The sequence below is a fragment of the Acidithiobacillus acidisediminis genome (genome assembly GCF_023277115.1).
GTDB lineage: Bacteria > Pseudomonadota > Gammaproteobacteria > Acidithiobacillales > Acidithiobacillaceae > Igneacidithiobacillus > Igneacidithiobacillus acidisediminis.
Genome location: NZ_JALQCS010000001.1, coordinates 288,021 through 301,656, shown reverse-complemented (window position 1 = coordinate 301,656; position 13,636 = coordinate 288,021). Strand labels below are relative to the sequence as shown.

Genomic DNA, 13,636 nt, shown 5'->3' with positions numbered 1-13,636 from the left:
CACGGAAAAATCACAGCGACCCCCGCACCCGATGCCAGAGGCGACTGAACCAACCGGCCTTGGCAACGGCGTTTTTCGCCAGCACCGGTTCGCTCTTCAGCACCTTACCATTCCAGAGAAGATCGAGAGTACCAACTTGAGTATTGGCCTTCAGCGGCGCCTGCAATGTAGGATCAGCAACGAAGCGGCTCTCTACCTTGCCTTGACTGGGCTTGGGAACGACCACCTGAATCGTCTTGGGCGTGATCACCGAAAGCGTTTCCGGCGACCAGTCCACGCGCTTGAGCTGTGCGACGATGGCGCCGGCGGGGTAGACCTGGCGCTCTTGCCAGCCGTGAAAGCCATAGTGGAGCATGGCCGAGGCGTCGGTACCGGCGACGGCGCGCGAGCTGGCGCCCAAAATCACCGCCACCAAGCCGCGTCCATCCTTGCTGGCACTGACCGCCAGATCCCAGTTGTCGGCAGATGCCAGGCCCACCCCCAGGCCAGTGATGTCCTTTTGGCCGGCCAGGGGATTGTAGTTGTACTGGGTAATGTGGTTGTACTGATAGCTTGCCTGGCCAGCGATCTTCGCCACCTGGGGAAATTTCACCAGCAGAGCCCGCGCCAGACGCGCCATGTCCACTGCAGTGCTGCGCTGCCCCGGTGTCGGCATCCCGTCGGGATTGACGAAATGGGTCTGCCGCAGTCCCATCCCGGCCGCCTCGCGGTTCATCAGATCGACAAAGCCGCCGACACTGCCCGCTACCGCCTGCGCAATGGCGATGGCAGCGTCATTTCCCCCATCGATCAACAAGCCATGGGTAAGCTGGTCCACTGTCACCGGCAAGCCTGGTTGAATGAACATGCGCGAACCGGGGGCGTGCCAAGCATCGACCGAGACGGAAATTCGCTCGCCCGGCTGTACCATCTTTTGTGCCTCGGCTTGATAGAGGAGATAGGCCGTCATGAGCTTCACCAAGCCCGAGGGATCGAAACTCGTGTTCCCATTCTGATCAAGGAGGATCTGATCGGTATTGACGTCGAGCAATACCGCCGCCTTGACGCCGCCAATCTGGGGCGCGGGCATGGGAGGTGGCGCTGGCAGGGTAGGCGTCGGTACCACCGCGTAGGCACTACCCGAGACCAGGAAGAAGGCAAAAAAAGCAGCAGATTTTTTCATAGGGGCGGCAGGTCTCAGTGAGAAAGATTTTCCCTTGGAAAAACTGCCGCCGGGAAAAGTTCCCGCTGCCTAGCTGCGTTGCGACCGATACCGCTCGATCAGGTTCTGTGTAGAGCGGTCATGGGTGTTCTTCGTCTTCCCCTGCAGGTCGGTTTCTACCCGCTGCGCGAGGACCTTGCCCAGCTCCACCCCCCACTGGTCGAAAGAGTCGATACCCCAGATCACCCCTTGGGTGAAGACGCTGTGCTCATAGAGTGCGACCAGGGCGCCGAGGGAAAACGGTGTCAGGGCATCGACGAGCAGCAGGTTGCTCGGTCGATTGCCAGGGGAGACGCGATGGGGAATCTGCGTCTCGGCGACGCCGAGAGCGCGCAGCTCTTCCGCCGAGCGACCAAATGCCAGGGCCTCGCTCTGGGCGAAGAGATTGGCCATGAGCAGGTCATGCTGCGCGCCGAAATCACTCAACGGCTGGACAAAACCAATGAAATCGCTGGGTACCAGGCGCGTACCTTGGTGTAGCAGCTGATAAAAGGAATGTTGGCCATCGGTGCCCGGCTCGCCCCAGATGATCGGCCCGCTGTCCACCGTCAGCGTTGTTCCATGGAGATCGACCCGTTTGCCGTTGCTTTCCATCTGCAATTGCTGCAGATAGGCGGGGAAGCGCGCAAGATCGTGGGCGTAGGGCAGAATCGCCTGGCTCTGCGCCCCCCAGAAATTGTTGTACCAGATCGCAATCATGCCCAGCAGAACGGGCAGGTTCTGCGCCAACGGGGTATGCAGGAAATGCTCGTCCATGGCATGAAAACCGCGCAACATTTCCCGGAAGGCCTCTGGGCCGATGGCCAGCATCGTCGCCAGACCGATGGCCGAATCCATGGAATAGCGCCCCCCCACCCAATCCCAAAAGCCAAAGCTGTGCTCCGGATTCATGCCAAAGGCGGCAACGGCCTCGTGGTTGGTGGATACCGCCACGAAATGTCGCTCTACTGCAGCCTCGCCCAAGGCCGCGACCAACCAGCGTCGTGCCGCATGGGCGTTGGTCATGGTTTCCAGGGTGGTGAAGGTTTTCGAAGCGATGATAAACAGCGTCTGCGCGGGATCGAGCTCCGCCAGTACCGCCTCCAGAGCGGCGCCATCGACATTGGCGACAAAATATTCACGGATCCCGGGCAGGCGTTGCCGACGCAAGGCCTGATAGGCCATTTCTGGGCCCAGGTAAGAGCCACCAATGCCAATGTTGACGATCTGCCGCAGGCGCTGGCTCGTTGCCCCCAACCAGTCGCCTTGGTGGACCTGCTCACAAAAGGCCGCCATGCGGTCCAAGACGGCCTGTACCTCGGGAACCACATTACTTCCCTGGTCATGGATCTGCGCACTGGCCGGTGCGCGCAGGGCGACATGCAGAACGGCGCGGTCTTCCGTGCCATTGATGTGTTCACCAGCAAACATGGCGGCACGGCGCGCTTCCAAGCCGCGCTCTTGCGCAAGGGCGAGGAGTGCGGCGAGGGTATCTTCGCGCAGCCAGTTTTTCGAGTAGTCGAGATAAATGCCACAGCCTTCAGCCACCATCCGCGTGCCGCGCTCGGGGCTCGCGGCGAAGAGTTCGGCGATGCTGGTTTTGCCCCAATCGGCACGCAGTTGTTGCAATCGTTGCCACGCTGGGGAGTCCTGCAATTGTGCTGCGCTCATGTCTATTCTCCTGGGGCTGAGAGTTACGTTCATAGAGTCTCAAGAAAAGCGTAGGAGAAGCACGCGACGTCCGCAAGCGACAGAATGAAAAGCCAATAAAAATATCTACGTATATGTTTATATTGGGTTATTTCACCGGGTGTGGTGTAAAACAACCGGTCAATCTGGTGCATTTGCACAGGGTTCTCCAGACCATATCACCAACTCCTTATATTTCTTGCTCTCCTGACCCGCTACTTGATGGCACGTGCTTTGCTCCTAACGTGCAGTAGTTCGATCAATACCCTAACGGAATCGAGGAATCAGTCATGATCATCGAAAATAGTTTGCCGGTTTTGCTCAGTCGGCTCGATTTTGCATGGATTACCACCATGCACATTCTCTGGACGCCGCTGACCATCGGTATGTCCTGGTTACTGTTCTTTCTCGAAGTTGCGTGGTTGCGCAGCGGGGATGAGCGCTGGTACAAGCTCAATCGTTTCTTCGAAAAGATCTTCATCATCAATTTTGGTGCTGGTGTTGCCACCGGCGTCACCATGGAAATGGCCTTCGGTATTCTCTATGGGCCGTTCTCCCAGGCCGTCGGGCCCTTCTTTGGCAATATTCTCGGCTTCGAGACCATTACCGCCTTCATGTACGAGGCCGGTTTCATTGGTCTGATGGTCTTTGGCTGGGGCAAGATCAGCAAAGGCATGCATCTTTTTGCTACTTTGAACGTTGGCATTTCCTCCAGTTTGTCGGCCATGTGGATTCTGGTCGCGAACTCCTGGATGCAAACGCCCAATGGCGTCGTGCTCAAGGATGGCCTGTTCCAGGTGGAGAACTGGTGGCATGCGATTATCAATGACAATTTCGTTTGGGGATTTCCGCACATGTGGGTAGCGACCATTGAGCTCTCGCTCTTTGTGTTCGCCAGTGTCAGTGCCTGGTTCATTTTGAAGAACCGCCATGCGGATCTCTTCGCCAAGCTCCTGAAACCGACCTTGCTGGCCCTGCTCATTGTCACGCCATTGCAGATCTTCATCGGCGATAGTGCGGGCAAGGATGTTGCTGATACTCAGCCGACTTCTCTGGCGGCGATGGAAGGTCATTACCACACCTACCTGCCGGACGGGAAGCCGAACACCAACTGGAACCTGATCGCATTTCCGAATGCCAACAATGATGGCAACGTATTCCAGATCGCTATTCCCCACGTGCTGAGCTTGCTCGAGACCCATACCTGGGATGGAACGGTGAAGGGTATGGACCAGTTTGCTCCGCAGGATCGCCCAGACGTCTGGGTGCCCTTCTATGCCTTCCGCGCGATGGTGGCGATTGGTTTCTTCCTCTTCTTCGTAGCACTCTGGGGCAATTGGCTGCGGCTGCGCGGTAAGTTGGACGGCGTCTCCCTGCGCCAGAATAAGTGGTTTCTCCGCGCGGTGATTTTCGCGGGCTTCCTCCCCTACCTGGCCATCTGGACGGGCTGGTGGGTACGCGAGATCGGGCGTCAGCCATGGGTAGTGTACGGGTTGATGCGTACCTACGAGGGCGTCAGCCACATGAGCGTGGCACAGGAATTGGTCTGGTTTGCTGGCTACATTGTCTTCGAACTCTTGGTTTGGGCGGGGGCTTGGTACTTCTTCGCTCGCGTGATTGCCAAGGGGGTAGATGGTATTGCGCCTTCCGAGCACCTGTTTCATCACGACTCTAGCAGTGCGGATGACGCCCACGCTGGTGGTGGTCACGCCCAGGCTAGCTTTGCCAAGCCGGTCTTGAAAGCAGAACGCTGAGAGTAGACGGGGCGGCTCGGTGCCGCCCCTGTTGTTGATTGTGAAGGAGGTCACCATGGATTTTGCCCACGATATCGTGCGGATTACCTCAGCCCTTTCCACCTGGTGGTGGATGTTGTTGGGGCTGATGTTTCTTTTTTACATTGCGTTGGATGGCGCTGACCTCGGCGCCGGGATCTTTGCTTTGTTTTCCAAGGATGAAGACGAGCGCGGCGCCATCATGGCGTCGATGGCCGGTTTTTGGGATGGCAACGAAACCTGGTTGGTCGTTGCTGGGGGCGTCCTCTTCGGCGCCTTTCCTCTGGTCTATGGCTCGGCCTTCAACTATCTGATGATTCCCCTGATGATTGCCCTATGGGCCATCATCATGCGCGCCGTGGCCTTTGAATTCCACATTCATGCGCGCAGCAGCCGGCGCCTCTGGGGCTGGTTTTTCGCCATTGGCAGCCTGCTGGCGCCCTTCTTCGCGGGCGTGGCCCTGGGTGCTAGCCTACAGGGCTTCCCTATGCAGAGCGGTCTCGCCATGTCCCACATTGCGGGCCGAGACTACAGCACCCCGGTCCTGCACTTCTCCGGCGGTGCCTTTGTCTGGCTGAGTTGGTTCAGCATCTGGACCGGCTTTGGCGCGGTCATTGCGGCGGGATTGGCCGGCGGCCTGTATCTCTGTGCCCGTTTTGTGCCCGGCGATGTCATCCACGAGCGCGCCAAGGGTTGGACCACCCTGTTTTCCTTGCTTGCCCTGGCGGCCATCGTCGTTACCCTGGTCTGGTCTTATGCCATTTTCCCCTGGGCCGCGGCCAAGTGGACTGGCCCCAATTGGTGGATTTGGGCGATCTGGATGGTGGTGGTTCTGTTCTTCGCCTTCAAGTCCATGAGCAACCACTCTACCGGGCATAATTTTATTGCCCTGCTCTGGGGCGAGGGTGTCGTGGCGCTGCTCTGGGCGGCGATGTGGGCGACCATGTACCCCTACATCGTGCCTGGCACCTGGACCATCCATAATGCTGCCAATCCGGCCAATTCTCTCGCGGTGTTCACCTTGTTCATGACCGGGTTCGTGCCGGTCATGATCATGTACAACTGGTACCAGATCTGGGTCTTCCGCGGACGCTTCACCAAAAAGAGTGTCTACGCCGCCCACTGAGTCTGGGAGAAAGAGAACCGGGGCACTGCCCCGGTTTTTTTGCGCAACTTTTTCCGCGTTCGCTGGTCGAACGCCCATAATCCCAGAATGCCGCAAAGCAGGTAGCCATGAACAGCACCGCTCTTCTCCATCAGCTCTGTGACGCCAACTGCCCCACAGACTCCTTCGATTCCCTTTGTATTCTTGATGCCTTGCTGGCTGGTCAGGAGCGCGTCAATGACCGTTGGCACCGCCTCTTGCGCCGTTTGCCGGCTGCCTCCCCGGCAGAACTCCTCGATCAGGTGCTCGAGGTCGATCGCGAGCTGTGCCAGTATCGCCGTGCCATCACCCTCCTGCGCGCCAACATGGCGGCGCACATGACTCCACCGGCAAACAACTGAAAAAAGTCTCTTCGGGGACTCAAATGTGCCAGCCCATACGGTGCAAGCGTTTGGATGTCAAACCGTGAGGCCGTTCGTGCAAAGGCTCGTAAAGGCTTGCTAAGAACAGCGACGTCGAAACTACCTGGCTGGTCGTTGCAAAAAGTTCTTGGCAGGGTGTTGCAAAGGCGCAAAGGCGGTGCTATAAATCTCTCGTTGTACTTTAACAACGGCTCATGAGGAGGAGCTTTGTCATGAAGAAGAATCTTGTAGCTTTTGCAGTTGCAGCTGCTGTGCTCGTGCCCGGTGCTGCCTTTGCGGCAGATAGTTCGGCCAAGGATAACGGTCCTGTCCTGTACGGCTATGCCCAGATCACCGGCAGCCAGCAGTTTGGAACGGGTGGCCCCGAGGGCCTGATTTTTGGTGCCCACCGGATCCGTTTGGGTGTCAAGGGTGAAGCCACCCCCGGCGTAACCTACAACTTCCAGTACAAGTGGGATGGTGCCTGGATGAGTGGTGGTTCCTTGGCTGGTGCAAGCGCGCTGTTCCCTGGCGTAAACGGGGAGTCAGGGGTGCAGGATGCCTGGATCAATTTCGGCTTTATTCCCGAAGTGCAGCTCAAGGTCGGTAAGTTCCGTGTGCCGGTTGGGCTGGAGCGCACGCAATACAGCGGTAACGATTTGTGGTTCATTCAGCGTTCTATGAACCAATCCTTGGGCGCGGATCGTAGCGCTGGCGCGATGTTCCACAGTAGTGATGTGCTGAATACCGGTATCTACTACAGCTTGGGCATTTTTGATAACCACTCTCTGGATGGGAACAATGCCTTCACCCTGTTTGGTAACGGAAATCCCACCGGATATGCGAACGTTGGCGTTCCTTTCGGCGGCCCGAACATTCATCCAGTCAGTACTAATTCAAAGGTATTTGGTGCTCCGAGCCTCCCAGCCGATGCTAGTAGTGGTCAGAATACCGTCGGCGGAGTGTTGTCTAATGGCACCGGTAAGTATCTCTTTGCGGGCATGGTGGGCTATAAGCTCAACCCACTGTTGAACGTCGAGCTGTCTGGTGCTCGCGCAGATACTCTTCTCGCCGGCCCTGGGTTTGCTAATTCCATTACTTCTTGGAACGTGGGCGCAGATGGCGGTCTGATGGGCTTGAAATACATGGCGGAATACAGCCATGTCACCAGCTATCAGGGTATCGGTGGCTTGAATGCCAATGATTGGTATGTTGCTCTGGCGGCCAATCTCCATCAGATGACCTTGACGCCCGACTGGTTGGATATCGAGCCAGCGGTGCGTTTCGAGCGCTTTGATTGGAATTACAACGGCAGCAAGATGTATTTGAATAACACCACGATCGGTGTGAACTATTCGTTCAATCCGAACAATCCCTATGCGGCGCGGGTGCAGCTCAACTATGTCATCCCGACCCAAGGTGCGGCATTCCGTACAGCCTACAAAGCGGGGGACTATGGGACTATTCCGACCAACGGCTACATCTACAACACCCTGGCTTTGCAGTTCCAGGCTGGCTTCTAAGTTCGCTTAGTGTGCCGCGGGGCGCTTGCCCCACTTTTCGCCCCGTCACGGGTTCTTTGTGGCGGGGCGGTTTGCTTTTTGGGAGTCTTGTCGCTATAAGAGAGCCCGCTGCCTCGGTAGTCGGCTCTCTTCTGGTTTTTTTGGGGAATTTTGTGTCACGTCAACTTCGTAACATCGCCATCATCGCCCACGTCGATCACGGTAAGACCACCCTGGTGGATCAATTGCTCAAGCAGTCCGGCGCCTTTGCGGCCCACCAGCAGGTGGAGGAGCGGGTGATGGACAGCAACGCCCTGGAAAAAGAGCGTGGCATCACTATCATGGCCAAGAATACAGCGGTGCAGTGGGGCGAGACCCACATCAACATTGTCGATACCCCTGGCCACGCCGACTTTGGAGCCGAGGTGGAGCGGGTGTTGGGCATGGTGGATGGCGTGCTGCTCTTGGTCGATGCGGTGGAAGGGCCCATGCCCCAGACCCGTTTCGTCACCCGCAAGGCCCTGGAGCTGGGTTTGCACCCCATTGTGGTGATCAACAAGATCGACCGTCCTGGAGCGCGGCCCGACTATGTGATCAGCGCCACCCTGGATCTTTTTGACAAGTTGGGCGCTACGGAAGAGCAGCTGGACTTTCCGGTGATCTATGCCTCGGGCCTGCAAGGCTACGCAGGCGAAGATCCCAGTGTGCGCGAAGGGGACATGCGTCCCCTCTTTGAGTTGATTCTGGACAAGGTGGCAGCCCCTGAGGGCGACCCCGAGGCGCCACTGCAGATGCAGATTGCCGACCTGGATTACTCCAGCTATGTGGGGCGGATCGCCATCGGTCGGGTGCGGCGTGGCAGGATTCGCCCGGGCCAGGACGTGGTCATGCTGCAGGGGCAGGAAGCCAAGCCGGTCAAGGCGCGCATCCTGCAGGTGTTGGGCTTTGACGGCCTCAAGCGGGTGCCCTGGGAAGAGGCCAGCGTCGGCGACATCATTGCCGTGACCGGCATGGAGGAACCCTCCATCGGCGCCACCATTGCCGCCCCCGAGGCCCCCGAGGCCCTGCCCTGGAAGCCCATCGATGAACCGACCCTGAACATGACCTTCCAGGTGAATACCAGCCCCTTTGCTGGGCGCGAGGGAAAGTTCGTGACCAGCCGCCAACTGCGCGATCGTCTCTATAAAGAATTGCTCACCAACGTGGCATTGCGCGTCGAAGATACGGACAACGCCGATGTCTTCATGGTATCGGGTCGCGGGGAATTGCATCTGACGGTACTCATCGAAAACATGCGCCGCGAAGGTTATGAACTGGCGGTCTCCCGTCCACGCGTGATTCAGCGGCAGGTGGATGGGGTATGGGAAGAGCCCTACGAAGCCCTGACGGTGGATGTGGAAGAGACTCATCAGGGTACCATCATGGAACGGCTGGGTATCCGACGTGGCGATTTGCAGGATATGCAGCCCGATGGGCGGGGCCGGGTGCGCCTGGAATATAAAATTCCCGCCCGTGGCCTGATTGGTTTTCATACAGAGTTTTTGACTGCCACCTCCGGCACCGGCGTCATCAGCCATATTTTTGATGGCTATGGACCTGTCAAGGGTGCTATCCCGGCGCGCAACAATGGGGTGTTGATCTCGGCCGAAGAGGGTGAGGCCGTGGGCTTCGCGCTCTTCAATCTGCAGGACCGCGGGCGCATGTTTGTCAGTCCTGGCGACAAGGTCTATGAAGGCATGGTCATTGGCATCCACAGCCGCGACAACGACCTGGTGGTCAATCCGCTGAAGGAAAAGAAACTCACCAACATGCGCGCGTCGGGGTCCGACGAAAACATCATGCTCACCCCGCCCATTAAAATGACGCTGGAGGCGGCGGTGGAGTTTATTGCCGATGACGAATTGGTGGAGGCGACGCCCCAGTCGATCCGCATTCGCAAGCGCTTCCTCACGGAGAATGAGCGGAAGAAGGCAGCGCGCAGCGGCGGCTGAGGCCACCCGCTTCAGCTCAGACGCGTTTCTCCAGACGTAGCCGACGGAACCAGCCGCCCAGTGCGGCTGGTTGGTCTTCCACCAGGTCTAGTTCCGGGCGTTGGGTCAGCAAATCCTCAAAGACCACATCGGTGCGGGTCGCCAGGCTGGCGGAGAGGGGGGCGAGCAGGCGGCGCAGCGGTGCGCGCTGACCAGGCCGAAGAAACTTGTCAAAGATCAGCAAGGTGCCGCCTGGGCGCAAGACCCGGCTCGCTTCGGCCAGGGCGCGGGACGGATGGGGAACCACCGCCAGAATCAAATGCATCAGAATAACGTCGAAGCCTCCATCCAGAAAGGGGAGGTGTTCGGCATCGGCTTGTACCAGTTGGACCTGCCCTGCCGCGCGGGGAACGGCGCGGGAGAGCATGGCGGCACTGAAGTCCAGGGCCACATTCATAGTGTCTGTAGGTAGATAGGGGAAATCCAGGCCGGTGCCGGCGCCAATGATCAAAATCTTCCGCGCTGCGGCAGGAATCTGGGCAATATTGGCGGCTCGTGGGGCTGCCGAGAAGCCGACAACGGCCCGATCATAGATCGGTGCCCAAATCTGGTAGGCGCGCTGCAGGCTGCGGTAGCTCAATGGAAAACAGTAGCCACGGCGAGACGGAAAGGCGGAATGGGGGTTTCGAAGTCTTCGCCGTTTTCGCTCACCCACTCATAGCTACCGTGCATACTGCCGACGGGCGTAGGAAGGACCGTGCCGCTGGTGTACTGAAAGCGCTCACCGGGCGCGAGAGTGGGTTGCTCACCGACGACCCCGGGGCCGCGTACCTCTTGAATCCGCCCTTCGGCATCGGTGATGATCCAATGGCGATTGCGGAGTTGCGCCCGCTGCGGGCCATGATTCTCGATGCGAATCTGATAGGCAAAGACGTAGTGGTCCTGCTCCGGACTGGATTGTTCAGGAATGTAGCGGGTTTCGACCTGAATCTGGATCTCGGTCGGTACGCTCATACAGTTTGACTCCTAGCGTGATCAGGATTTTCAGTCTATTCCCCTGCCTGAAGGCTGCCAAGTTTCCGCATGGCGGACGGGCGCGGTAGACTAGGCCCGAAATGATGAGAAGAGAGTAGAGAAAATGGCAGAATTGCCCGAAATTGAGCTGTTCAAACAGAAAATGCAGCGCAACGTGTTGCGCAAGAAATTGGGATCGCTACGCCTGCAGAATGCCAAGGGTGAGTTGCTCGCGGAAGCTGGCGGGCTCGCTGAAGATGCGCTGCAGGGCAAGGAAATCTCCGATATCCACCGCTATGGCACGCAGATCTTCTGTGAGTTGGATCGCCGGGAGATCCTCGCCTTGCAACTGGGTGGCGAGCTGACGATGGAGTTGGAGCGCGGCACCTCCCCCGAGGCGGGTGGCGAGAATCGCGCTGGCCTGGAGCTTGCCATCAATGCGCAGCTGCGCCTGCGTCTCCAGGGAGCCCAACTCGGGAGTCGCCTGCGGCTTTTGGATGAAACCAGTGATGTGGATTTTCTGACCAAGTTGGGGCCTGATCCTCTGCTGGTCCCAGCCGAGGGACTTGGTCACTTGCGGGAAGCCCTGAGTCGCCGCCGCAGCGCCCTGCGCAATGTACTGCTGGATGACAGTTTTGTACCCGGTATCGGTCCCATCTGGGCCGATGAGATCCTGTTCCAGGCCCGTCTGCGTCCCGACCGTCTGGTGCCGAGTCTGAGCGATGAAGAACGTGAACGGCTTCTGGAACAGATCCCAATGGTTCTGCAGCGGGTGCTGCGTTCTCAGGCTAAGACCCCGTTGCTGCCCAAGGGCTTTCTCACCCGCCACCGCGAGGATGGGCACTGTCCTTCCTGCGGTGGCGCCCTGGAGCCGCTTTCGATCGGCGGGAAATCAGCGCTGTTCTGTCCCGCCTGCCAGGTTTAACGAAAGATCAGGGATGGCGCCAAGGCAGGCCACTAGCCTTCCAGCCCTCCACGGTGCCGCGTTGTCCCTTCTCGTCGCCCTTGCCGTCAAAGCCGCCCAGGATGTTGTAGGCGTGCTGATAGCCCAGCGTACGCAGATGCTCGGCGGCAGCCGTAGAGCGTCCGCCCGTGCGGCAGAGCAAGAGCAATAGATCATCGGGTTGCGCTACGGCCTGAATCTGCGCGTCAAAGTTCGGGTTGGGCACCATGCCGGGATAGAGTTGCCAAGGAACATGGCAACAGCCCTCAATAAAGCCGGAAAACTCCAGCTCGGGATGGGAGCGCACATCCACCAGCTTGGCCTTGGGGTGCTCCCGCAACAACGCGTGTGCCTCTTCCGGGGTCAAATCCCCCGCATGCCTTTTGCCGACCGCCCGAGCGGCGGCCCGGGCCAGGATTTCTTCCGTTGATGACATCGTAATTCCCTCCTTCTCCTGTGCTGAGCATAGCACTCCGCTGCAGGGAAAGAGCACCCTAGGCGCGGCAAGGATTCCGCCGTACACTGCGACGAGGGAGCCCTGTTTTGGGGCATTGGGTTTTGGCAATGGCTGCATTGGAGGAGAGGCTCATGGGTTACAGCCCGCAAGACGTGTTGAAGTTGATTGAAGACAAAGACGTAAAGTTTATTGATTTCCGTTTTACGGACACCAAGGGCAAGGAGCAGCATGTCTCGGTGCCGTCCCACACCATCGAAGAGAAGACCTTTGTCGAAGGCAAGATGTTCGATGGCTCCTCCATTACCGGCTGGAAGGGCATCAACGAGTCGGACATGATCCTCATGCCCGAGGCGGAGAGCGCGGTGCTGGACCCCTTTACCGACGAGGTCACCCTCAACATCCGTTGCGACGTCATCGAGCCCGCCACCGGCCAGGGCTATGAGCGCGACCCCCGCTCCGTGGCCAAGCGTGCCGAGGCCTATCTGAAGAGCACCGGCATTGCCGATACCGCCTACTTTGGCCCCGAGAATGAATTCTTCGTCTTCGATTCCGTCACCTGGCACATCGACATGAGTGGCTGCGGCTACAAGGTGGATGCCGAAGAGGCCGCCTGGAACTCGGGCAAGGAATACGAGTCCGGCAATATGGGCCATCGTCCCGGCGTCAAGGGCGGCTACTTCCCCGTACCCCCTGTCGACTCCGCCCAAGACCTGCGTTCGGCCATGTGCCTGGCCCTGGAAGAGATGGGTCTGACCGTCGAGGTGCACCATCACGAAGTCGCCACCGCTGGCCAGCATGAGATCGGTGTCAGCTTCAACACCCTCACCCGCAAGGCCGATGAGGTACAGATTCTCAAGTACGTGATCCACAACGTCGCGGCCGCCTATGGGCAGACCGCCACCTTCATGCCCAAGCCCATTGTTGGTGACAACGGCAGCGGCATGCACGTGCACCAGTCCTTGGCCAAGGACGGCAAGAACCTCTTTACCGGTGACGCCTATGGTGGCTTGTCCGAGCTGGCCCTGTACTACATCGGCGGCATCATCAAGCACGCCAAGGCCATCAACGCCCTGACCAACCCCAGCACCAACAGCTACAAGCGCCTGGTACCCCACTTCGAGGCCCCGGTGCTGCTCGCCTACTCGGCCAAGAACCGCTCTGCCTCCATCCGCATCCCCTATGTGAGCAATCCCAAGGCGCGGCGCATTGAGGTACGGTTCCCCGACTCCACCGCCAACCCCTATCTGGCCTTTGCGGCGATGATGATGGCGGGCCTGGATGGCATCCAGAACAAGATCCACCCCGGCGATGCCATGGACAAGAACCTCTATGACCTACCGGCGGAAGAGCAGGAGCAGATCCCCGGCGTGGCCGCTTCCTTGGAAGAGGCGCTGCGTGCCCTAGAGGCCGATCATGAGTTCTTGATGAAGGGCGGGGTCTTCACCCCCGACTGGCTGGCAGGCTACCTGGAAGTGAAGTGGGCCGAAGTTCAGGCCCTGCGCGTCACCACCCACCCAATCGAATATCAGATGTATTACAGTCTCTGAGCTCGCTTGTTGTGTCGCAGACAAGCCCCGCTTTGGCGGGGCTTTTTGTCTTGCCG

At 58.9% G+C, this 13,636-nt stretch carries 12 protein-coding genes; 7 read left to right on the top strand and 5 right to left on the bottom strand.

Annotated features, from left to right (window positions below):
* Positions 1–10 precede the first annotated feature (10 nt).
* Both M5D89_RS01565 and pgi read right to left on the bottom strand, forming a co-directional pair.
* Positions 11–1,162 (bottom strand): D-alanyl-D-alanine carboxypeptidase family protein, encoded by a 1,152-nt coding sequence (locus M5D89_RS01565; RefSeq protein WP_248883982.1) that lies wholly within the window; start codon positions 1,160–1,162, stop codon positions 11–13.
* A gap of 69 nt (positions 1,163–1,231) precedes the next feature.
* Positions 1,232–2,851 (bottom strand): glucose-6-phosphate isomerase, encoded by a 1,620-nt coding sequence (pgi, locus tag M5D89_RS01560; RefSeq protein ID WP_248883981.1) that lies wholly within the window; start codon positions 2,849–2,851, stop codon positions 1,232–1,234.
* A gap of 308 nt (positions 2,852–3,159) precedes the next feature.
* Between pgi and M5D89_RS01555 the strand changes: the two genes are divergently transcribed.
* The 5 genes from M5D89_RS01555 (at position 3,160) to typA (ending at position 9,640) form a co-directional block, all read left to right on the top strand.
* On the top strand, positions 3,160–4,623 hold the full coding sequence (locus M5D89_RS01555) for a cytochrome ubiquinol oxidase subunit I (protein WP_248883980.1): 1,464 nt from the start codon (positions 3,160–3,162) through the stop codon (positions 4,621–4,623).
* A 55-nt stretch (positions 4,624–4,678) separates the two neighbouring features.
* A complete protein-coding gene (gene cydB / locus M5D89_RS01550) occupies positions 4,679–5,767 on the top strand; it encodes a cytochrome d ubiquinol oxidase subunit II (protein ID WP_248883979.1) in 1,089 nt (362 codons plus the stop codon).
* A 107-nt stretch (positions 5,768–5,874) separates the two neighbouring features.
* Complete coding sequence (locus M5D89_RS01545) at positions 5,875–6,147, top strand: hypothetical protein (RefSeq protein WP_248883978.1); 273 nt, start codon at positions 5,875–5,877, stop codon at positions 6,145–6,147.
* A 233-nt stretch (positions 6,148–6,380) separates the two neighbouring features.
* Positions 6,381–7,670: a porin gene (locus tag M5D89_RS01540; RefSeq protein WP_248883977.1), complete on the top strand. Its 1,290-nt coding sequence runs from the start codon at positions 6,381–6,383 to the stop codon at positions 7,668–7,670.
* A 152-nt stretch (positions 7,671–7,822) separates the two neighbouring features.
* Entirely contained in the window at positions 7,823–9,640 is a 1,818-nt protein-coding gene (gene typA, locus M5D89_RS01535) for a translational GTPase TypA (RefSeq protein ID WP_248883976.1), read from the top strand.
* Positions 9,641–9,656: 16 nt separating this feature from the next.
* On the opposite strand, the gene M5D89_RS01530 is transcribed toward typA, so the two are convergent.
* Both M5D89_RS01530 and apaG read right to left on the bottom strand, forming a co-directional pair.
* Positions 9,657–10,259, bottom strand: coding sequence for a class I SAM-dependent methyltransferase (locus M5D89_RS01530; protein ID WP_248883975.1), 603 nt, complete (start codon positions 10,257–10,259; stop codon positions 9,657–9,659).
* Positions 10,256–10,633, bottom strand: a complete 378-nt coding sequence (gene apaG / locus M5D89_RS01525) for a Co2+/Mg2+ efflux protein ApaG (RefSeq protein ID WP_248883974.1) — start codon at positions 10,631–10,633, stop codon at positions 10,256–10,258. The genes M5D89_RS01530 and apaG overlap by 4 nt, the downstream gene beginning before the upstream one ends.
* Positions 10,634–10,757: 124 nt before the next feature.
* On the opposite strand from apaG, the gene M5D89_RS01520 reads away from it, so the two are divergent.
* On the top strand, positions 10,758–11,558 hold the full coding sequence (locus M5D89_RS01520) for a DNA-formamidopyrimidine glycosylase family protein (protein WP_248883973.1): 801 nt from the start codon (positions 10,758–10,760) through the stop codon (positions 11,556–11,558).
* Between the two features lie 7 nt (positions 11,559–11,565).
* On the opposite strand, the gene M5D89_RS01515 is transcribed toward M5D89_RS01520, so the two are convergent.
* Positions 11,566–12,012, bottom strand: a complete 447-nt coding sequence (locus tag M5D89_RS01515) for a rhodanese-like domain-containing protein (protein ID WP_248883972.1) — start codon at positions 12,010–12,012, stop codon at positions 11,566–11,568.
* A gap of 152 nt (positions 12,013–12,164) precedes the next feature.
* On the opposite strand from M5D89_RS01515, the gene glnA reads away from it, so the two are divergent.
* Positions 12,165–13,580: a glutamate--ammonia ligase gene (gene glnA, locus M5D89_RS01510; protein WP_248883971.1), complete on the top strand. Its 1,416-nt coding sequence runs from the start codon at positions 12,165–12,167 to the stop codon at positions 13,578–13,580.
* Positions 13,581–13,636 lie beyond the last annotated feature (56 nt).

Coding starts and splice junctions, on each gene's coding strand:
- M5D89_RS01565 (WP_248883982.1), bottom strand. CDS start 1,162: ATGAAAAAATCTGCTGCTTTTTTTGCCTTCTTCCTGGTCTCGGGTAGT.
- pgi (WP_248883981.1), bottom strand. CDS start 2,851: ATGAGCGCAGCACAATTGCAGGACTCCCCAGCGTGGCAACGATTGCAA.
- M5D89_RS01555 (WP_248883980.1), top strand. CDS start 3,160: ATGATCATCGAAAATAGTTTGCCGGTTTTGCTCAGTCGGCTCGATTTT.
- cydB (WP_248883979.1), top strand. CDS start 4,679: ATGGATTTTGCCCACGATATCGTGCGGATTACCTCAGCCCTTTCCACC.
- M5D89_RS01545 (WP_248883978.1), top strand. CDS start 5,875: ATGAACAGCACCGCTCTTCTCCATCAGCTCTGTGACGCCAACTGCCCC.
- M5D89_RS01540 (WP_248883977.1), top strand. CDS start 6,381: ATGAAGAAGAATCTTGTAGCTTTTGCAGTTGCAGCTGCTGTGCTCGTG.
- apaG (WP_248883974.1), bottom strand. CDS start 10,633: ATGAGCGTACCGACCGAGATCCAGATTCAGGTCGAAACCCGCTACATT.
- M5D89_RS01520 (WP_248883973.1), top strand. CDS start 10,758: ATGGCAGAATTGCCCGAAATTGAGCTGTTCAAACAGAAAATGCAGCGC.
- M5D89_RS01515 (WP_248883972.1), bottom strand. CDS start 12,012: ATGTCATCAACGGAAGAAATCCTGGCCCGGGCCGCCGCTCGGGCGGTC.
- glnA (WP_248883971.1), top strand. CDS start 12,165: ATGGGTTACAGCCCGCAAGACGTGTTGAAGTTGATTGAAGACAAAGAC.